21 protein-coding genes are annotated in these 19,193 nt (G+C 73.0%); 12 read left to right on the forward strand and 9 right to left on the reverse strand.

Annotation, left to right across the window (positions count from 1 at the left end):
- Positions 1-9: 9 nt before the first annotated feature.
- On the reverse strand, positions 10-960 hold the full coding sequence (locus tag AB0B97_RS26905; protein ID WP_357497493.1) for a TIGR03557 family F420-dependent LLM class oxidoreductase: 951 nt from the start codon (positions 958-960) through the stop codon (positions 10-12).
- Between the two features lie 92 nt (positions 961-1,052).
- Complete coding sequence (locus tag AB0B97_RS26910) at positions 1,053-1,178, reverse strand: hypothetical protein (protein ID WP_255421242.1); 126 nt, start codon at positions 1,176-1,178, stop codon at positions 1,053-1,055.
- Positions 1,179-1,389: 211 nt separating this feature from the next.
- Between AB0B97_RS26910 and AB0B97_RS26915 the strand changes: the two genes are divergently transcribed.
- Positions 1,390-2,883 carry a glycoside hydrolase family 3 N-terminal domain-containing protein gene (locus AB0B97_RS26915; protein ID WP_357497495.1) on the forward strand — a complete coding sequence of 498 codons (1,494 nt, stop codon included), beginning with the start codon at positions 1,390-1,392 and terminating at the stop codon, positions 2,881-2,883.
- A gap of 19 nt (positions 2,884-2,902) precedes the next feature.
- Here the strand turns inward: AB0B97_RS26915 and AB0B97_RS26920 are convergent, their stop codons facing one another.
- The gene (locus AB0B97_RS26920; protein WP_357497497.1) at positions 2,903-3,190 is read right to left on the reverse strand and encodes a GNAT family N-acetyltransferase; all 288 of its coding nucleotides are present in this window, start codon (positions 3,188-3,190) and stop codon (positions 2,903-2,905) included.
- Positions 3,187-4,413, reverse strand: a complete 1,227-nt coding sequence (locus AB0B97_RS26925; protein WP_357497499.1) for a cysteine desulfurase-like protein — start codon at positions 4,411-4,413, stop codon at positions 3,187-3,189. The genes AB0B97_RS26920 and AB0B97_RS26925 overlap by 4 nt, the downstream gene beginning before the upstream one ends.
- Before the next feature lie 75 nt (positions 4,414-4,488).
- Here AB0B97_RS26925 and AB0B97_RS26930 point away from each other — a divergent pair, with 75 nt between their 5' ends.
- The 7 genes from AB0B97_RS26930 to AB0B97_RS26960 all read left to right on the forward strand — a co-directional run bounded on the left by AB0B97_RS26930 (position 4,489) and on the right by AB0B97_RS26960 (position 8,866).
- Complete coding sequence (locus AB0B97_RS26930) at positions 4,489-4,854, forward strand: hypothetical protein (protein WP_234589362.1); 366 nt, start codon at positions 4,489-4,491, stop codon at positions 4,852-4,854.
- 58 nt (positions 4,855-4,912) lie between these two features.
- Complete coding sequence (locus AB0B97_RS26935; protein ID WP_234589361.1) at positions 4,913-5,734, forward strand: DUF1206 domain-containing protein; 822 nt, start codon at positions 4,913-4,915, stop codon at positions 5,732-5,734.
- Positions 5,735-5,817: 83 nt separating this feature from the next.
- Positions 5,818-7,035 carry a mechanosensitive ion channel domain-containing protein gene (locus tag AB0B97_RS26940; RefSeq protein ID WP_357497501.1) on the forward strand — a complete coding sequence of 406 codons (1,218 nt, stop codon included), beginning with the start codon at positions 5,818-5,820 and terminating at the stop codon, positions 7,033-7,035.
- Between the two features lie 278 nt (positions 7,036-7,313).
- A complete protein-coding gene (locus tag AB0B97_RS26945) occupies positions 7,314-7,748 on the forward strand; it encodes a phage holin family protein (RefSeq protein WP_234589353.1) in 435 nt (144 codons plus the stop codon).
- A complete protein-coding gene (locus AB0B97_RS26950) occupies positions 7,745-8,107 on the forward strand; it encodes a DUF3618 domain-containing protein (protein ID WP_357497504.1) in 363 nt (120 codons plus the stop codon). The genes AB0B97_RS26945 and AB0B97_RS26950 overlap by 4 nt, the downstream gene beginning before the upstream one ends.
- Entirely contained in the window at positions 8,104-8,376 is a 273-nt protein-coding gene (locus AB0B97_RS26955; protein WP_234589348.1) for a DUF4235 domain-containing protein, read from the forward strand. Before AB0B97_RS26950 ends, AB0B97_RS26955 begins: the two co-directional genes overlap by 4 nt.
- Positions 8,377-8,662: 286 nt before the next feature.
- The gene (locus AB0B97_RS26960) at positions 8,663-8,866 is read left to right on the forward strand and encodes a cold-shock protein (protein WP_013732668.1); all 204 of its coding nucleotides are present in this window, start codon (positions 8,663-8,665) and stop codon (positions 8,864-8,866) included.
- 103 nt (positions 8,867-8,969) lie between these two features.
- Here the strand turns inward: AB0B97_RS26960 and AB0B97_RS26965 are convergent, their stop codons facing one another.
- Positions 8,970-9,164, reverse strand: a complete 195-nt coding sequence (locus AB0B97_RS26965; protein WP_234589346.1) for a hypothetical protein — start codon at positions 9,162-9,164, stop codon at positions 8,970-8,972.
- Between the two features lie 94 nt (positions 9,165-9,258).
- Positions 9,259-10,242 (reverse strand): aldo/keto reductase, encoded by a 984-nt coding sequence (locus tag AB0B97_RS26970; RefSeq protein WP_357497507.1) that lies wholly within the window; start codon positions 10,240-10,242, stop codon positions 9,259-9,261.
- Between the two features lie 83 nt (positions 10,243-10,325).
- Between AB0B97_RS26970 and AB0B97_RS26975 the strand changes: the two genes are divergently transcribed.
- Together AB0B97_RS26975 and AB0B97_RS26980 are read left to right on the forward strand one after the other, a co-directional pair.
- Positions 10,326-11,120 (forward strand): trans-aconitate 2-methyltransferase, encoded by a 795-nt coding sequence (locus tag AB0B97_RS26975; protein ID WP_357497509.1) that lies wholly within the window; start codon positions 10,326-10,328, stop codon positions 11,118-11,120.
- Positions 11,117-12,139: an adenosine deaminase gene (locus tag AB0B97_RS26980; RefSeq protein WP_357497511.1), complete on the forward strand. Its 1,023-nt coding sequence runs from the start codon at positions 11,117-11,119 to the stop codon at positions 12,137-12,139. Before AB0B97_RS26975 ends, AB0B97_RS26980 begins: the two co-directional genes overlap by 4 nt.
- A 300-nt stretch (positions 12,140-12,439) precedes the next feature.
- On the opposite strand, the gene AB0B97_RS26985 is transcribed toward AB0B97_RS26980, so the two are convergent.
- A complete protein-coding gene (locus AB0B97_RS26985) occupies positions 12,440-13,843 on the reverse strand; it encodes a HAMP domain-containing sensor histidine kinase (RefSeq protein ID WP_357497513.1) in 1,404 nt (467 codons plus the stop codon).
- A gap of 29 nt (positions 13,844-13,872) precedes the next feature.
- Positions 13,873-14,562 (reverse strand): response regulator transcription factor, encoded by a 690-nt coding sequence (locus AB0B97_RS26990; protein WP_007458139.1) that lies wholly within the window; start codon positions 14,560-14,562, stop codon positions 13,873-13,875.
- Positions 14,563-14,635: 73 nt separating this feature from the next.
- Between AB0B97_RS26990 and AB0B97_RS26995 the strand changes: the two genes are divergently transcribed.
- Positions 14,636-15,553 (forward strand): ADP-ribosylglycohydrolase family protein, encoded by a 918-nt coding sequence (locus AB0B97_RS26995; protein WP_357497516.1) that lies wholly within the window; start codon positions 14,636-14,638, stop codon positions 15,551-15,553.
- Positions 15,554-16,002: 449 nt separating this feature from the next.
- Here AB0B97_RS26995 and AB0B97_RS27000 read toward each other — a convergent pair whose 3' ends face one another.
- Complete coding sequence (locus tag AB0B97_RS27000; protein WP_357497518.1) at positions 16,003-16,893, reverse strand: DUF1775 domain-containing protein; 891 nt, start codon at positions 16,891-16,893, stop codon at positions 16,003-16,005.
- A gap of 234 nt (positions 16,894-17,127) precedes the next feature.
- Here AB0B97_RS27000 and thrS point away from each other — a divergent pair, with 234 nt between their 5' ends.
- Positions 17,128-19,137 (forward strand): threonine--tRNA ligase, encoded by a 2,010-nt coding sequence (gene thrS, locus AB0B97_RS27005; protein ID WP_357497520.1) that lies wholly within the window; start codon positions 17,128-17,130, stop codon positions 19,135-19,137.
- Positions 19,138-19,193: the final 56 nt, after the last annotated feature.

The raw sequence follows: 19,193 nt of genomic DNA on the forward strand, positions 1-19,193 counted from the left end.
ATCCGTGGCTCAGCGCAGGCGGGGGAGCACCTCGCGCTGATAGAGGTCGAACAGCCCCTGGTAGTGCGGGCCCGTGTTGGCCACGTACACCTCGTCGAAGCCGGCCTTGGCGTACTTGTCGATCATCTCCAGGTGTGCCTCGGCGCTGTTGCCGCAGACGAACGCGTCGCGCACCATCTCCGGCGTGACCAGCTCGGCGGCCTGCTCGAAATGCCGCGGCGAGGGCAGCACCTGGGACAGCTCGCCCGGCACCCCGGCGTTGGGCCAGCGCTCGTACGCGATCCGCGCGCCCTCGGATTCGCTGGCCGCGTACGCCGCCTTGAAGCCGGCCTGGCACGGCTTGTCACCGCCGCCGTTCTCGCGGAAGCGCCGGACCATGTCGCCGTCGGGCATGGTGCTCACGTAGCCGTCGCCGATGCGGGCGGCCAGGTCGATGGCCTTCGGCCCGAACCCGGAGATGTAGATCGGCGGCGGCGTGTCGGGCAGGGTGTAGATCCGGGCGTGCTCGACCGTGTAGTGCTTGCCGTGGTGGTTGACGAAGCCGCCCTCCCACAGCTCGCGCAGCACCTCGACGGCCTCCTCCAACATCTCCAGTCGGACGTCGGCCTGCGGCCAGGCGTCGCCGAAGATGTGCTCGTTGAGCGCCTCGCCGGTGCCGACGCCGAGCATGAACCGCCCGCCGTGCAGCACCGCGCTGGTCGCCGCCGCCTGGGCGATCACGGCCGGGTGGATCCGTACGGTCGGGCACGTCACCGCAGTGGTCACCGGCAGCGAGCAGACCTGGCTGAGCGCGCCGATCATCGACCAGACGAACGGGCTCTGACCCTGCGCGTCCACCCAGGGGTGATAGTGGTCGGAGATCCACAGCGCCTCGAAGCCGGCCCGTTCGGCGCCGCGTGCCTGCTCCACCAGCTCGGCCGGCGTGAACTCCTCACTGGACAGAAAATAACCGATCTTCATCGTGCCCCCTCGGCGCGCGTGTCCTGCTCGATGCCGAAGCCGTACCCCGGCGGCGGCGGGTCACACACCGGTTCGGGCGCGGCGACGCCAGGTCACCGTCGGCCGAACATCGCCCGGATCGCCGCGAGCAGGAGCAGGGCGCCGACCACCAGGCCGAGCAGGCGTACGCCGGGGATGTCGGCCGGGCTCGTGGCGTCGGCCAGCAGGGCGGGATCCATCCCCGCACTCTCCCCGGGAACGGTGCCGCCGGGCAACTGTAAGGTTTATTGACTATTGAATCGCTCGGTGTGACCATGGCAGCACCGCCTGCCGGTGGCGGTGCGCCGAGGGCGCGCGAGAGATGGGGTACGGGGGCCGCATGAGCGAGCGCAACCAGCGGGTCGGCGCCACGGCGTCCGCGACCGACGTCGAGCGTTTCGGGACCACGGCGTGACCGCGCCCGCCGGGCACCTTCCGGCACTGGCCGCCGCCGTCCTGCAACCCGGGTTCGTCGGCACCACGCCGCCACCCTGGGTGTGCCGCTGGCTCGGCGAGGGGCTCGGCTCGGTGGTGCTCTTCGCCCGCAACGTCGTCGACACCGCCCAGGTGGCGGCGCTGACCGCCACGCTGCGCGCCGAGCGGCCGGACGTCATCGTGGCGATCGACGAGGAGGCCGGCGACGTCACCCGCATCGAGTCCGGCCGGGGCAGCTCCCGACCGGGCAACTTCGCCCTCGGCGCGGTCGACGACCCGGCGCTGACCGAGGCGGTCGCCCTCGACCTCGGCATCGAGCTGGCGGCGGCCGGGGTGACCCTCGACTACGCGCCCGACGCCGACGTCAACTCCAACCCGGCCAACCCGGTGATCGGCGTCCGGTCGTTCGGGGCCGACCCGGCGCTCGTCGCCCGGCACACCGCCGCCTGGATCAGCGGGTTGCAGCGCGGTGGCGTGGCCGCCTGCGCCAAGCACTTCCCCGGGCACGGTGACACCCGCGTCGACTCCCACCACGACCTGCCCCGGATCACCGCCGACCGGGCCCGTCTGGACGCCTGCGAGCTGGCGCCGTTCCGCGCCGCCGTGGCGGCCGGCGTGCAGGCGGTGATGACCGGTCACCTGCTGGTGCCCGCGCTCGACGAGCGGCTGCCGGCCACGCTGAGCCAGCGCATCCTGGGCGGGCTGCTCCGCGACGAGATGGGCTTCTCCGGCGTGGTGGTGACCGACGCGGTGGAGATGCGCGCGGTCGCCGACCGGTACGGCTTCGCCGGCGCGGCGGTGCGGGCGCTCGCCGCCGGGGCCGACGCGATCTGCGTCGGTGGTGAGCGGGCCGACGAAGGGGCGGCCCGGGAGCTGCGCGACGCCATCGTGGCCGCCGTCGTCGCCGGTGAACTGCCCGAGGAACGCCTCGCCGAGGCCGCCAAACGGGTCGGTCAGCTCGCCGCCTGGACGGTGGCCGCCCGCGCCGCCCGCTCGGGCGCCGTCCACGGGGCCTCGGATGTCGGGCTGGTCGCGGCCCGTCGTGCCGTGCGGATCACCACCGGCCCGGCCGCGCCGAGCGCGCTGCCGCTGACCCGCGCCGCGTACGTGGTCGAGTTCGAGCCGCCACGCAACATCGCCATCGGCGCGGAGACCCCGTGGGGCATCGGGGAACCGCTGGGCGAGCTGCTGCCCGGCACGACGACGGTCCGCCACGCCGAGCCCGACGTGCCCGCCGACCCGGGCGCCGCAGCCGGGGACCGCCCCCTCGTCCTGGTGGTGCGTGACCTGCACCGGCACGAGTGGATGCGCGCGGCGGTGCGGCGTGCGCTCAGCGCCCGGCCCGACGCGGTGGTGGTCGAGCTGGGCGTGCCCGAGCTGGTCACCGGGGCGGTGCACCTGGCCACCCACGGCGCCACCCGGGCCAGCGGGCAGGCCGCCGCCGAGGCGCTGACCGGCCGGGCCCGCTGACCCCGGGTGACCGGTCGGGTTACGGCTGCTCGGCGACCAGGTCGGCGTACTCGGGGTGCTTGTCGATGAACGCCGCCACGAACGGGCACTGCGGCACCACCCGGCCGCCGCGGGTACGCACCTGATCCAGGGTGCCCCGGATCAACGCGCCGCCGACGCCCTTGCCCTGGAAGGCGCGGTCCACCTCGGTGTGGGTGAAGACCAGCACCTCCCCGCGGGGCACGTACGCGGTGAAGCCGGCCAGCGCGTCGTCGACCAGGATCTCGAAGCGGTTCTTGGCGGGGTTGTCCTCGACGAGGGTGCTCACCGGGCCATTGTCCCCGTCCGGTCGGCCACCGCGTCGAGTTCGGCCAGCAACCGGTCCACCTCGTCCGCCGTGTTGTAGTGGTAGATGCTGGCCCGCACCGCGCCGCCGCTGTCGCGCAGACCCAGCGTCTGGAAGTACTCGTAGGCGTAGTAGTCACCGGACGACAGGCAGAACCCGGCCTCGCCCAGCGCCTGCTGGGTCGCCACCGGCGACATCCCGGCGACCCGGAAGGAGACCGTCGGGCAGCGCCGCGCCGGCGAGCCGTAGACGGTGATCGCGGGCCGCGCGGCGAGACCGGCGAGCAGCCGGTCCAGCAGCGCCTCCTCGTGCGCCTGCGCGGCGGCCAGTCCGGCCCGCAGCCGCGCCCGGCGGTCACCTACCGCGTCCGGGTCCAGCCCGGCGAGGTGGTCCACCGCGGCGGTCACGCCGGCCAGCAGCGCGAAGCTCGGCGTGCCGTACTCGAAGCGGTCCGGCACCGCGTCCGAGGACGGCACCAGCTTCGCCGGGCGCAGCGCCGCCCACCGGGCCGGGTCGGCCACCATCGCGGCCAGGTGCGGCCCGGACCACTTGTACGCGCTGGTGACCAGCACGTCCGCGCCGAGCGACGCCAGGTCGGTCGGCCCGTGCGGCACCGAGTGGACTCCGTCGACGCAGACCAGTGCCCCCACGGAGTGCGCGATCTTGGCGATCGCCGGCACGTCCGGCACGGTGCCGATGGCGTTGCTGCCGGCGGTCACCGCGACCAGCCGGGTCCGCTCGCCGACCAGGTCGGTGTACTGACCGGTGGGCAGCTCGCCGGTGTGCCTGTCGAACTCGGCCCAGCGCACCGTCGCGCCGGCCGCCTCGGCGGCCTGCACCCACGGGCGCACGTTGGCGTCGTGGTCGAGCCGGGACACCACCACCTCGTCGCCGGGCCGCCAACCAGCGCCGAGCGTGCGGGCCAGGGTGTACGTCAGCGCGGTCGCGCTCGGGCCCAGCACCACTCCGTCCGGCTCGGCGCCGAGCAGGTCGGCGACCGCCTGACGGGCCGCCGCCACCACCTCCAGCGAGCGGCGGCCCGGCTCGAACGCGGCGCTGCGGTTGCCGACGGCCGTACGCATCACGTCGGTGACCGCGTCGATCACACCGGCCGCGGTCTGGGTGCCCCCGGCGCCGTCGAAGTGGGTGAAGCCCTCGGTCAGGGCGGGATAGGCGGCCCGGGTACGGGCGATGTCGAAGGCCATGTCGGGACCCTAGCCGGGGTGCGTTGCGCGCTCGCTCCCGGCTGGGCGTCGCAGACGTCTCGTACCCTTGGCGAGGTGACGAACCGACCCACCACCATCGGCCTGCCCCCCGTCCGCCGCGCCGCCGGCCTGTTCGCCGGTCTCGCGCTCGGCCTCGCCGTGCTCGCCGGTTGCAGCTCCCAGGGCGCCTCCACCGACTGTGGGCTGGACGCCTGCACCGTCACCTTCGAGCGGGGTGTCGACGCGAGCGCCACGATCCTGGGCGTCGAGGCCAAGCTCGTCGGGGCCGAGGGCGACCAGGTGACCGTCGAGGTCGCCGGCGAGCAGCTCACCCTCACCACCGGCCAGCAGGCCACCGAGGCCGGCGGCTTCGCGGTCACCGTCGACAGCGTCACCGACCAGCAGGTCAAGATCCGCGTTTCCCGCAACCCGGGCAACTGACCTGGCGGGCGGCGGTGGCCGACGTTTGGGAATCGTCGAAATCGGAGATTGTGGCGGCATGTCACTCACCCGTAGCGCCGAAGCCACCGCCTCCCGCACGGCGGACAGCCGGTGGCTGGAACTCCTCGCCCGGGCCGGCTTCATCGGCTACGGCATCGTTCACCTGCTCTTCGCCTGGTTGGCCCTGCAGATCGCGTTCGGCACGTCGTCCGACGACGGCGACCAGTCCGGCGCGCTGCGGACGCTCGCCGCGCAGCCACTGGGCAAGTTCCTGGTCATCGCCACCGCGGTCGGCCTGCTCGCCATGGCGATCTGGCAGGGGCTGGAGGCGGCGGTCGGGCACCGCGCCGAGCGGGGCCGGGAGCGGGTCACCGAACGGCTCGCCTCGGCCGGCCGGACCATCGTCTACCTCTACTTCGCCTGGACCGCGTTCAAGGTCTTCTCCGACGCCGGCTCCAACAGCGCCGACAGCCAGGAGGCGCTGACCGGCAAGCTGATGACCTCCACCGGGGGCCGCTGGCTGGTCGGCCTGGCCGGACTGGTGGTCGCCGCGATCGGTGTCGGCCTGGTGATCTACGGGCTGAAGAAGACGTTCGAGAAGCACCTGAAGACCGGTGAGATGAGCCCGCAGACCCGCAAGCTGGCCCGTCGCCTCGGGATCGCCGGCTACGTCGCCAAGGGCGTCGCGTACGGTATCGCCGGCCTGCTGGTCATCGTGGCCGCGGTCAACTACGACCCGGAGAAGGCCCGCGGCCTGGACGCTGCCCTGCGCACGCTGCGCGAGCAGTCGTACGGCACGGCCCTGCTGACCCTGGTCGCCCTGGGCATCGCCTGCTTCGGCGTCTACTGCTTCCTCCAGTCCCGGTACCGCAAGGTCTGAGCTGGTCGATACCGGGGACGTGCGGCACTATTGGGCTTTTGCCCGAAGTACCGCCCCCCGGGTCGAAGGGAAGCGCCCCACTCGTGCAGAGCTATCTCGAAACGGCCGTCGCCGCGCTCGCCGCGGCGGCGGTCGCCCTTTTCCTGGTCGAGGTCATCCACCGGCTCACCCGACGGTTCGGTCGGCGCTCGCTGTTGATGACCGAGTTGACCGACCACGCGCACCGCCCGTTCCAGGTCGCCGCCACGGTGCTCGCGGTGCAGTTCGCCGTCCGCTTCAGCACCGGGTACGCCGTCGGTGAGAGCTGGCGGCGGCTGCTGCTGCACCTGCTGGTGCTCTGCGTGATCGCCAGCGCGGCCTGGCTGGTGGCGGCGTTGCTCGTCGTCGTGGAGGACACCGCGCTCGCCCGGTTCCGCGTCGACGTGCCGAACAACCGGCACGCCCGACGGGTGCGGACCCAGGTGGTGATGCTGCGGCGGCTGACCATCGCGGTGATCGTCATCCTGACCGTCGGCGTGATGCTGATGACGTTCCCGAGCGTGCGCGGCATCGGCGCCGGCGTGCTGACCTCCGCCGGTGTGGTCGGTGTGGTGGCCGCGCTGGCCGCCCAGAGCCTGCTCGGCAACGTCTTCGCCGGGCTGCAACTCGCCTTCAGCGACGCGGTCCGCCTCGACGACGTGGTGGTCGTCGAGGGGGAGTGGGGCCGGATCGAGGAGCTGACCCTGAGCTACGTGGTGGTCCAGATCTGGGACGACCGGCGGCTGATCCTGCCCACCTCGTACTTCACCAGCAAGCCCTTCCAGAACTGGACCCGGACCGAGGCGGCAGTGCTCGGCACCGCCGAGTTCGACGTCGACTGGGCCGTGCCGGTGCAGACCATGCGGGAGGAGCTGCGCCGGCTGGTCGAGGGCACCGAGCTGTGGGACGGCCGGGTCTGCGTCCTGCAGGTCACCGACGCCACCGGCGGGACGGTAAGGGTGCGCGCGCTGGTCAGCGCCGCCGACGCGGGCAGCCTGTGGGACCTGCGCTGCCTCGTCCGCGAGCACCTGGTTGCCTGGATCCGGGACAACCGGCCCACCGCGATGCCGCGGATGCGTACCGAGCTGGGCGACGCCAGCAGCAACCTGCCGTGGCAGTGGGTGCAGCCCCGGCGGCCGACCCGACGTCCGGGCGGCACCGAGGCCCCCGACGACGCGCGCGTCTTCGGCGGAAGCGACGACGGCGACGCCCGCAGCGAAGCCTTCGTCGGCCCCGACGAGACCCCCACCCCCAGTCCCACTCCCGCCACCCCGTCCCGCTGACCCCCCACCCGCTGCCCGCCCACCGCTGACCCCTTCCGGTGATCAAGAGGTTTGCGTCAGTAAAGGTGCCACTCCTGACGCAAACCTCTTGATCACCGTCAAAGGGGGGTGGGTGGGGAGGTTTGGGTTGGCGTTGGCGGGGGACCTGCTGCCGGGCATCTCTGTCGGCGATCGGCGCGGCAACCGGACAACAGGAACTGTCGCCGACCCGGGGCGCTCTAGGATTGACGGGCGGCAACTCCGGGCATACAGCGCGGTGATGAGGAAAGGAGGACAGCATGGCTGACGTGGCAAATGCCCGCACATCCCGCAATGGGAGCGAGCCCTCCACCGCCGAGCTGGTGCAGCGGGCCACCGAACAGGTCTCCCGTCTGGTACGGGACGAACTGGCGCTGGCCCGGGCGGAGTTGACCCAGAAGGGCAAGCACGCCGGCATCGGGATCGGCCTGTTCGGCGGCGGCGGCGCGCTGGCGTTCTACGGCCTGGGCGCGCTGGTCGTCACGGCGATCCTGCTGCTCGACCTGGTGCTGCCCGCCTGGGCCGCCGCCCTGATCGTCGCGGTGGCTCTCTTCCTGGTTGCCGGCATTCTCGCGCTGGTGGGAAAGAATCAGGTCAGTCGTGCGGTCCCGCCGATGCCGGCGGCAGCGGTCCGCAGCCTCCGGGCTGATGTGGACACCGTCGCCGCCGCGGTGAAGGACAGGGGTCGGGCATGACGGGCAACGGGACGGGCGACACCGAGGCCCTGCGCGAGGAGATCCGCCGCACCCGGGTCGAGCTGGGCGAGACGATGGAGGCGCTGGCCGCCAAGGCGGACGTCAAGGCCCGCCTGAAGGAGTCCGCCGACCAGGCGCGGGAGCGGATGCGCGAGCAGGCGGCGCAGACCATGGCCCGGGTCCGCGGGCAGGCCGCCCGCGGCGCGGGGATGGCACGCGCCCAGGCGTACGACAAGGGCGGCCTGGTCCGCGAGAAGAGCGAGCTGGTACGACGCAACCCGGTGCCGTGGGCGGCGATCGCCGCCGGCGCGGTGGCCACCGTGGTGGTTCTGATGATCGTGCGGGGGAGGCGTAGGTGAGCAAGAGCATCGGCAGGGTCGCGTACCGGCCGGTCGGCGTGTTGTTGGGTATCGCCGCGGGTACGGTGGCCGGCGCGATCTTCCGGCAGGTCTGGAAGGTCACGGCGGGCGACGGCGAGGCGCCCAACGCCACCGACGAGGACCGCCGTTGGGGCGAGATCCTGGCCGCCGCGGCGTTGCAGGGGGCCATCTTCGCGGTGGTCCGGGCCGCAGTGGACCGGGGTGGAGCGGTTGGCGTCCGCCGGATGACCGGCCACTGGCCGGACTGACCGACATCGACGTCGGGCCCCCTTCCCCATCGACGGGAAGGGGGCCTTTCGCATGGCTCCGCACGCCGCCCAGCGATCTCGGGCATCCGTCAGGTCACATGTCGGAGAAATTCGTCGGACAGGTCGTGCAGACTTTTTGCGTACGTGATTTGCTGTTCCACGCTGTTGCGAGATGGCGTGGGTTGAGAGAAGTTCCCTTCGTGGGGGCCGCCTCAGACGCCGCTGCTCGAAAACGGCCAATCGGCCGCACGGCGTGCACGGCCGCCAGTTTTAGAAGGAGATACACATGGCGCAGGGAACCGTGAAGTGGTTCAACGCTGACAAGGGCTTCGGCTTCATCACCGTCGACGGCGGGGGTGCTGACGTGTTCGTCCACTTCTCGGCCATCCAGTCCAGCGGCTACCGCACGCTGGAGGAGAACCAGCGAGTGGAGTTCGAGATCGCCCAGGGTCAGAAGGGCCCGCAGGCCGAGCAGGTCCGTCCCCTCTGACGAGGGTGGCCGGCCCCCGCCGGTCAGTGGACGACCCGGCCAGGGGTCGTTGCGATGAAGCCCCGTATCCCTTCCGGGATGCGGGGCTTCCCACATTCAGTCGTCAGAGTCGACGGCGCGAGCGCAGGCCCAGCCAGAGCACGACCAACCCGGCCAGGGCCACGATCGGGCCGATCACCGCCCAGAGCCGCTCGTCGGTCATCGCGCTGCCGCCGACGTAGCCGAGGCCCTGCACCGTCCACACCGCACCGATCACCACGGCCAGCAGGCCGAGGGTGAGCGTCAGCCAACCCCTCATCGCGCGCCCTCCTTCGGAGATCGGGCGGCACACCGCCCGAGGCCCCCAGCATCGCCGTCGCGGCGGTGCGACGCGAGCACCAGGGGTGGGCGGTTCACCACCGGTCGTGCACCTGCGGGCGGATCAGCTCGTCGTAGACCTCGCGTACCCCGGCGAGCTGCGCGGCCGTGAGGGGCGGCAGGTCGGCCGCCGCGGCGTTGCGCCGGGCCTGCTCGGCGTCGCGGGCGCCGGGGATGACGACTGTGACACCGGCCTGGTCCAGCACCCACCGCAGCGCGAACTGCGCCATCGTGCGGTCGGCGTCGACGAGCGGCGCGAGCCGGCGCACGGCCGCGAGCCCCTGCGCGTAGTCGACGCCGGAGAACGTCTCGCCGACGTCGAACGCCGCGCCCTGGCGGTTGAAGTTGCGGTGGTCGTCGGCCGGGAACTGGGTGTTCTCGTCGTAGCGGCCGGAGAGCAGACCGCTGGCCAGCGGCACCCGGGCGATGATGCCGACCCCGGCCTGCGCGGCCGCCGGCAGCACCTGCTCCAACGGCTTGTGCCGGACGGCGTTGAGGATGATCTGGACGCTGGCCACGCCGGGCCGGGCGATGGCAGTGAGCGCCTGGTCGCAGGTCTCCACGCTGACCCCGTACCCCGCGATGGCCTTCTCGGCGACGAGGGTGTCCAGGGCGTCGAAGACGGTGTCGTCGGCGAAGACGGCGGTCGGCGGGCAGTGCAGCTGGACCAGGTCCAGGGTGTCCAGGCCGAGGTTGGCCCGGGACCTGTCGGTCCACTGCCGGAAGTTGGCCAGGGTGTACGCCTCCGGCCGCTGCTCGACGCGCCGCCCCATCTTGGTGGCGACGGTCAGGCCGGCGTCGGGCCGGGAGCGCAGGAAGCGGCCGATCAACTGCTCGCTGCGGCCGTCGCCGTACACGTCGGCGGTGTCCAGAAGGGTGACTCCGGCGTCCACGGCGGCGTCGAGCACGCCCATGGCGTCGGCCTCGCTGACCGTGCCCCAGTCGGCGCCGAGCTGCCAGGCGCCCAGGCCAACCACTCCGACGGTCCGGCCGAGCCGGTTGAAGCTGCGCTGTTCCATACCCCCGAGCCTAGTGATCGGGTTGCCGGCCTGCCACGCGAGCCGTACCGTAAACAAGACGGACGTACGGTTTGGAGGCGGAGATGTGGGATCCGACGACGTACCTGCGCTACGGCGACGAGCGCTCCCGGCCGTTCTACGACCTGCTGGCCCGGGTCCCGGCCGTCCGGCCCCGCACGGTGGTCGACCTCGGCTGCGGCCCCGGCCAACTCACCGCGACCCTCGCCGAGCGCTGGCCGGACGCCCGGGTCGTCGGCCTCGACTCCGCGCCGGAGATGATCGACCGGGCGCGGGCCCTGCCGACACCTGTCGAGTTCGCCGTCGCCGACCTGCGGAACTGGCGCCCGGCCGGCGACGAGGACGTGGTGGTCACCAACGCGGCCCTGCAGTGGGTGCCCGGCCACCAGGAGCTGCTGCGCCACTGGGCCGCCGACCTACCCGCCGGCGCCTGGCTCGCCATGCAGGTCCCCGGCAACTTCGACGCCCCGTCGCACCGGGCGCTGCGCGAGGTCGCCGGCCGCCCCGCCTGGCGTGCCGAGCTGGCGTCGCTACTGCGCGCCCACCCGGTCGACGACCCGGCCGACTACGCTGAGCTGCTGACCGCCGCCGGCTGCGCGGTGGACGCCTGGGAGACTACGTACGTGCATCTGCTGCCGGCCGAACCCGCCGCCGACCACCCGGTGCTGGCCTGGATGGAGGGCACCGCGCTGCGCCCCGTCCGGGCCGCCCTGGACGCGGCCGGCTGGTCGGCCTTCCGGGCCGAGCTGGGCGTACGGCTCGCCGCCGCGTACCCGGTGCGGCACGGCCAGGTGTCCTTCCCGTTCCGCCGCGTCTTCGTCGTCGCCCGCACCGGCGCTCATGCCCAGGAGAACTCGTGACCGACCTGACCACCTTCATCGCCGGCCTGCCCAAGGTGGAGCTGCACGTGCACCACGTCGGCTCCGCCTCCCCCCACATCGTCGCCGAGCTGGCCGCCCGGCACGAGGGTCGCTCGCCCGTCCCGGCCGACCCGGCGGCCCTCGCCAGCTACTTCGAGTTCCGCGACTTCGCCCACTTCGTCGAGGTCTACCTGAGCGTCGTCGACCTCATCCGCGACCCGGAGGACGTCTGGCTCCTCACCCACGAGGTGGCCCGGGAGCTGGCCCGCCAGCAGGTCCGCTACGCGGAGCTGACCATCACCCCGTACTCGCACGTACGCCGGGGCATCCCCGCGCCGGCGTTCTGCGAGGCGATCGAGGACGCCCGCAAGCGCGCCGCCGCCGACTTCGGCCTCGAACTGCGCTGGTGTTTCGACATCCCCGGCGAGGCCGGCCTGCCGGCGGCCGAGGAGACGCTGCGCATCGCGCTCGACGAGCGCCCCGACGGGCTCATCAGCTTCGGTCTGGGCGGCCCCGAGATCGGCGTGCCCCGGCCGCAGTTCCGGCCCTTCTTCGACCAGGCCCGCGCCGCCGGGCTCCACTCGGTGCCGCACGCGGGCGAGACCACCGGCCCGCAGACCGTCTGGGACGCGCTGAACGAGCTGGGCGCCGAGCGGATCGGCCACGGCATCTCCGCAGCCCAGGACCCGGAGCTGCTCGCGCACCTGGCCGAGCGGCAGATCGGCATGGAGATCTGCCCGACGTCCAACGTACGGACCCGGGCCGTGGCCAACCTCGACGAGCACCCGCTGCCCCGGCTGGTCGAGGCCGGGCTGCTCGTCACCATCAACTCCGACGACCCGCCGATGTTCGGCACCACACTCAACGACGAGTACGCGGTGGCCGCCCGGCTGCTCGGGGCGGACCCGGGGGAGCTTGCCGCACTGGCCCGCAACGCGGTGACCGCGTCCTTCCTGGACCCGGCCGGCAAGCAGCGGATCACCGCCGAGATCGACGCGTACCTCGCCAGCGCCGGCTGACGCCGATCGGGCCGGGCCGCTCGGGTGAGCGGGGCGCGCGGCGGGAGCGTGGGTGTGGGGGGACCTGAGACTCCCGCCGCGCGCGCGGCTCCACCGGCCGGTGTGGGTGCGCGGTGCGCTGGCCGGTGGAACTGGTGGGTTCGTGCTCTGATCCTGTCAGCCCGCAAGCCTCTGACCGCAGTCGTTAACCGCGATCTAAGGAAGACTTGCGCCACCGCACAGCCCCGGTCCGCTCAGCCGATCGGAGCGCCCCCGTCGGCCGATCGGTCGACGATGGACAGTCGCCCGGCACGGGGGCGCTCAGTCGTCGGTGGGGCGCTGCCGGGGCCAGCGACGGCCGGTCGTCTTCTGGTCCCGGGCGTCCCGCGCCATCCGACCCACGAGGCCGAACCGGTTGACCTGCCGGGGCGTCGCCTCCGGATCGGCGAGCAGCATCACCACGCTGGCGCCGCCCAGCCGGGCCCGGTCGATGCTGACCGAACCGTTGGCCTGCAACGCCACCCGCTTGGCGATGTCCAGGCCGAGCCCGGTGGAGCCCTGGTCGCTGGTGCCCCTCCGCAGCGCCCGGTCCGGGTTGGCAATGCCCGGGCCGGCGTCGTCGATCCGGATCGCGACATACCCGTCGCGGCGGGACACCGCCACCTCGAACGCCGTTCCCTGCGGGGTGTAGCGGAAGACGTTGCCGATCACCGCGTCCAGCGCGGCGGCCAGCTCGGCGCGCGGCACGGGCGCGGGGATGCGCAGCTGGGCGCCGTTGACCCGGTGGGGCCGGTTCTGGTCACCGGCGAGCGCCGCCCAGAACACCATCCGGTCCCGGACGACCTCGCTGACGTCGCACATGGCCGGGCCGGCCTCGTGGGCCACCGCCTTGCGGGTGGTCTTGATCAGCACGTCGATCTCACCTTCGAGGGTGACGATCGCCTGCCGGATCCGCCGGATGCCCCGCAGCCGGTCCAGCTCCGCCGGGCTGAACGAGCCCACGCTGGTGTCGTCGGACTCCAGCGCCTCCGCGTCCAGCCGGAGCACTGTCAACGGCGTCCGCAGCCGGTGTGACAGGTCGGCCACCAGCTCCCGCTCATCGGTGCGCGCCGCGTCCAGCCGGTCCGCCATCCGGTTGAAGGCGTACCCGGCCTCCGCCAGCTCACGGGGGCCGGTCGGCTCCACGCGTACGCCCAAGTCGCCGTCGCCGATCGACAGGGCGGCCTTGACCAGACCTCGGGTGGCGTCCACCGCGCGGGCGGCCACCCGGTCGACCACCAGCACCGCCGCGCCGGCCATCGCCGCGCCCACCCCGAACAGCAACAGCCAGGTGCCGCCGGCGCCCTCGCCCAACGTCGAGTCCGGCACGAACACCTCGACCACTGCCGTCCGGTCGCCGAGGAGCACCGGGTCGAGCCGGACCACCCCGCCGTCGACGTCGGTGACCAGCGAGCGCCGCTCGGCGCGGGCCCGGTCCAGGTCGCTGCCACTCGCGCGGCCGGCGGACTCGTCCAACCCCAGCCCGTGCACCACCGGCCGGGTCGACGCGCCCTCACCGCTGGCCACGACGGCGCGTTCCACCACCGCCGGGTCCGTGCTCACCGCCAGCGCCCCGGTGACCAGCGCGCTGCGTCGAGCCGCGTCGGCGATCGCCTCCTCGCGCGTCTGCCCGCGCAGGCTCAACCCGAGAGGGATCAGGAACGCGAGCGCGACGAGGCTGCACATGCCGGCCGTGAGCAGGGCCAGCGCCGTCCTCAGTCCGGTGCCACCAGCCGGAACCCGACCCCCCGCACGGTGCGCAGGTAGCGCGGCTTCGCCGCGGACTCGCCCATCTTTCGGCGGAGCCAGTACAGGTGTACGTCGATGGTCTGATCCTCGCCGACCGATGGCTGCCGCCATACCTCCTCCAAGAGTTCCCGGCGGGACACTACCCGCCCGGGTCGTGCGGCGAGATACGCCAGCAGGTCGAATTCCTTACGGGTCAGCGCCAGCGGCTCGCCGTCGAGCTGGGCGCTGCGCTCACCGACGTCGACCCGCAGGCCGCCGACTGTGTGCACCGCGGGCTGCACCGTCCGGCTGGCCCGCCCGGCACGCCGCAGCACCGTGGTGATGCGGGCGTCCAGGTGCGCGCCCGTGAACGGCTTGACCATGTAGTCGTCCGCCCCGGCGCGCAGCAGCTTGACCACCGACTGCTCGTCGTCGCGGGCCGTGGCGATGATGATCGGGACGTCGGTGATGCCGCGCAGCATCCGCAGGGCGTCGGAACCGTCCAGATCGGGCAGGCCGAGGTCCAGCACCACCAGATCGGGTGTCTCCGCGGCGACTCGGCGCAACGCGTCCAGGGCGGTGCCCACGGCGTGCACGGCATGCCCCCGGTCAGCGAGGGACCGCAGCATCGCGCCGCGTACGACGTGATCGTCTTCGACCAGGAGCACGGAGGCCACGACAAGACCGTACTTGGCCTGGCAAGTTGATCGCGTTGCGACGTGCCTGGGAACCGGGCAAGCTGGTACGACGATGTCCTTCACCCTGTTCGCCGACGCCCGCCTGGCGCTCGCCCGGGACAGCCTCGCCGGCCTCTCCACCGGCGACGCGCTCGGGGCGCGGTTCTTCCTGCCGGGGCCGCCGGAGGACCTTGCCGACGGCACGCTGCCGCCCGCGCCCTGGGAGTGGACCGACGACACCGAGATGGCCTGTTCGGTGGTCGCGGAGCTGGTCGCGACGGGCGGCATCGACCGCGACCGGCTGGCACTGGCGTTCGCGCAGCGCTGCGACGCCCGGCGCGGGTACGGTCCCGGCGCGATGCTGATCCTGCGGCTGATCCGCACCGGCACCCCGTGGCCGGTGGCCGCCGCCTCCGCATTCGACGGGCAGGGCTCCTGCGGCAACGGCGCGGCGATGCGGGTGGGTCCGCTGGGCGCGTACTTCGCCGACTCCACCGCCCGCGCCGCCGCGCAGGCCCGCGCCTCGGCCGAGGTGACCCACGCGCATCCCGAGGGAATCGCCGGGGCGGTCGCGGTGGCGGTCGCCGCCGGGCTCGCCGCCCGGGCCCGCCTCGACGGACACCGACCGGCGCCGGCCCGACTGCTGGCCGGGATCGCCGCCGCGGTCGACCCGGGCACCGAGGTGCACCGCGGCGTGCACCGCGCCGTCGGGCTGCTCGGCCGGCCACTGTCGCGGGTGGTGGCGGCGCTCGGCAACGGCACCCGCGTCACGGCCCAGGACACCGTCGCGTTCACGCTCTGGGTGGCCGCCACCCACCTCGACGACTACCCGGAGGCCATCCGCGTCTGCGTGCGGGCCGGCGGTGACGTGGACACCACGGCCGCCATCACCGGGGCGGTGGTGGCCGCGTACACGGGCGTCGGCACGCCGGGTGGGGTGCCCGAGGCGTGGCTGGCCGCCCGCGAACCGCTACCCGCCTGGCTGCCCTGACCGCTGCCCGGTCCTGGCCGGGTGTCCTGGCTGCGTGGTGTCCCTGACTGCCCGGGGTCCGGTGTCCTGAGGCTCGGCTGTACTGCCTCACGGGCTGTCCTGCCACGGGCTGTCCTGCCTCACGGGCTGTCCTGCCTCACGGGCTGTCCTGCCTCACGGGCTGTCCTGCCTCACGGGCTGTCCTGCCTCACGGGCTGTCCTGCCTCACGGGCTGCGCTCAGAGCCCGCCGGGAGGGGGTGTCACGTCACCTTTGCTCTGCTTCAACCCACGCAACAGTTCGGGGGCGTGGGTGTTGCGTGGGTTGAAGCAGAGCAAAGGACGCATGGAGGGCCCTGGGCGCGGGCTGGGGCATGGCCCGCCTGCGGGGCAGTGCTGCCGCCCGTGCCCCTGCGATGATCTTGACGTTGGCGAGGACTGACCGCAGCCGGCTGCGGGAGGTGTGGCTGCCTCAGCCGGTGCGGGCCGGAGTCGCTGCCGAGGCCAGTTCCGCGGCGGGTGTCGTCGCCGTGGACGCGTCCGTGCCGTCCGGCGGCGACGCTGGCGTCACCGTCTCGGTCCCCGTCGCGCCGGTCACCTCGGCCAGCGCTGCATCCTCGGCCGGGTCGCGCCGACGTAACCGGCTCACCAGCCAGCCGATCGCCGCGCCGCCGCCCAGCCCCGCCAACAGGCCGGCAGCCAACATGGCGTCGGCGCTGCCGGACTTCTCGCCCGCCCCGTCCGCTCCGGCCACCGCGGCGCCGTCACGACCAGCACCGCCGACGCCGTCCGCACCGGCTCCGGGGTCGGTCGCCGCGCCGGCTGCCGGGGCGCCGTGGCCGCCGTGCCCCGCCGGTCCAGCCGCGCCCGCCGCCGCCGGCAGCAGGTTGAGCACCGGGGCCGGGTGTGCACCGTCGGCGCCCGCCCAGCGGACCACCGTGCCGTCGGCGTAGGTCTGGACGACCTCGAAGGTGAGCCGCTCGGCCTGCGGCAGCGGGCCCATCGACAGGGCCAGTTGTGCCGGGCCGGACGTGCCCGCGCCGACGCGGACCCAGGTCACCGCAGTCGTCACGGTGCTCACTCCGGAGGAGTGGATGCCGGTCACCGGCTTGTCGAGCGTACGGGAGCTGATCTTGGGCGCCCAGCCGTCGACAGACATCGGGTAGACCTCGGCCACCGGCGCGTCGGCCGGCAACCGGACCTCGATCCGGGTGGTCTTCGTGCCGGCGCGCTCCTCGGGCACGCTGAACTCCAGCCGTACGGCGTCGCCCTGCCGTGCCTCGGTCGGGGTGGTCGTCACATCCGCGGCGTGCGCCGCCGTACCGGGCCAGAGCAGCAGCCCCGCGGCGGTCAGCGCGGTCACCGCCGCGATTCGCCGCGGGCGGCCTCCGCCGTGCGTGCTCGCCATCTCGTGCCCCCATCCGTCTCGACGCGACCGGCTCCGGTTTCCGGCCACACCTTCTAGTTCGGCTGGCAGGCGCGAAAGGTTCAACGCTTTACGCGAGGAAGGTGCCCTTCCCGAGCCGGAGGGGGTGGACCGATAGCATCGGCAGGAGCCGAGGACCGGCACCGTTTCGTACTGCTTGGAGGAGTCACCGTGTCCGCACCCCGTACCCCCGCCGTGGCCGACCCTGTCGTCGTCGCCGCCGGGACGACGGCGGCCGACGCGGTGGCCGCGGCCGGACTGCCCGCGAACGGCCCCAAGGCGATCGTCGTGGTCCGCGACCCGCAGGGTCAGCTGCGCGACCTGGACTGGGCGCCAACCGAGGAGACGACGGTCGAGCCGGTCAGCCTGGATTCGCCCGACGGGCTCAACGTGCTGCGCCACTCCACCGCGCACGTGCTCGCCCAGGCCGTGCAGGACGTCTTCCCCGAGGCGAAGCTGGGCATCGGCCCGCCCATCGAGAACGGCTTCTACTACGACTTCGACGTCGCCAAGCCGTTCCAGCCCGATGACCTCAGCAAGCTCGAGAAGCGCATGCAGGAGATCATCAAGTCCGGGCAGCGGTTCCGTCGCCGCCGCTTCGGCAGCCTCGACGAGGCGCGCGCCGAACTGGCCGACGAGCCGTTCAAGCTGGAGTTGATCGAGGTCAAGGGCGAGGGCCTGGACACCGACGAGGTGATGGAGGTCGGCGGCGGCGAGCTGACGATCTACGACAACCTCGACGCCAAGGAGGACAAGGTCTGCTGGTCGGACCTGTGCCGCGGCCCGCACCTGCCGACCACCCGACTGATCGGCGCGTTCAAGCTGATGCGCTCCGCCGCCGCGTACTGGCGCGGGTCGGAGAAGAACCCCCAACTGCAGCGGGTGTACGGCACCGCGTGGCCGACCCGCGACGAGCTCAAGGCGTACCTGAAGCTGTTGGAGGAGGCCGCCCGGCGCGACCACCGCAAGCTCGGTGCGGACCTGGACCTGTTCAGCTTCCCCGACGAGATCGGCTCGGGCCTGGCGGTCTTCCACCCCAAGGGCGGGATCATCCGCCGAGAGATGGAGCAGTACTCGCGGCGGCGGCACGAGGAGGCGGGGTACGAGTTCGTCAACACCCCGCACATCACCAAGGCGCAGCTGTTCCAGACCTCCGGTCACCTGCCGTACTACGCGGACACCATGTTCCCGCCCATGCAGTTGGAGGGCGCGGACTACTACCTCAAGGCGATGAACTGCCCGATGCACAACCTGATCTTCAGGGCGCGCGGGCGGTCGTACCGTGAGCTGCCGCTGCGGATGTTCGAGTTCGGCACCGTCTACCGGTACGAGAAGTCCGGCGTCGTGCACGGCCTGACCCGGGTCCGCGGCCTGACCCAGGACGACTCGCACATCTACTGCACCCGTGAGCAGATGGCCGGCGAGCTGACCACGCTGCTCAGCTTCGTGCTGGACCTGCTGCGCGACTACGGCCTGGACGACTTCTACCTGGAGCTGTCGACCCGGGACGACTCGCCCAAGTTCATCGGAGCCGAGGAGGACTGGGCCGAGGCCACCGAGGCGCTGCGGACCGCCGCCGAGACCTCCGGCCTCGACCTGGTGCCCGACCCGGGTGGCGCGGCGTTCTACGGGCCGAAGATCTCGGTGCAGGCGCGGGACGCGATCGGCCGGACCTGGCAGTTGTCCACCCTCCAGGTCGACTTCAACCAGCCGGAGCGGTTCGGGTTGGAGTACCAGGCCGCCGACGGCACCCGCCAGCGGCCCGTGATGATCCACCGGGCGCTGTTCGGGTCGATCGAGCGGTTCTTCGGGGTGCTCACCGAGCACTACGCGGGCGCGTTCCCGGCCTGGCTGGCGCCGGTGCAGGTGATCGGCATCCCGATCCGTGAGGATCACACCGACTACCTGCACGGCTTCGTCGCCGCGCTGCGGGCCGAGGGCATCCGGGCCCAGGTGGACGCGGGTGACGACCGGATGCAGAAGAAAATCCGGACGGCGCAGCAGCAGAAGATCCCGTTCATGGTGATCGCCGGCGACGACGACGTGGCCGCCGGCACGGTGTCCTTCCGCTACCGCGACGGCTCCCAGCGCAACGGCGTGCCGATCGCCGAGGCGGTCACCCACGTCCTGGACGTGGTGACCTCCCGGACGAACATCGGCCCGTCGGCAGCGGCGGAGTAGCCGCCGCCTGCGCCTGGCGCAGCATGATCGCGCTCGATCCAGGATGTAGTGGCCTC

Source organism: Micromonospora sp. NPDC049004 (genome assembly GCF_040649315.1).
GTDB lineage: Bacteria > Actinomycetota > Actinomycetes > Mycobacteriales > Micromonosporaceae > Micromonospora.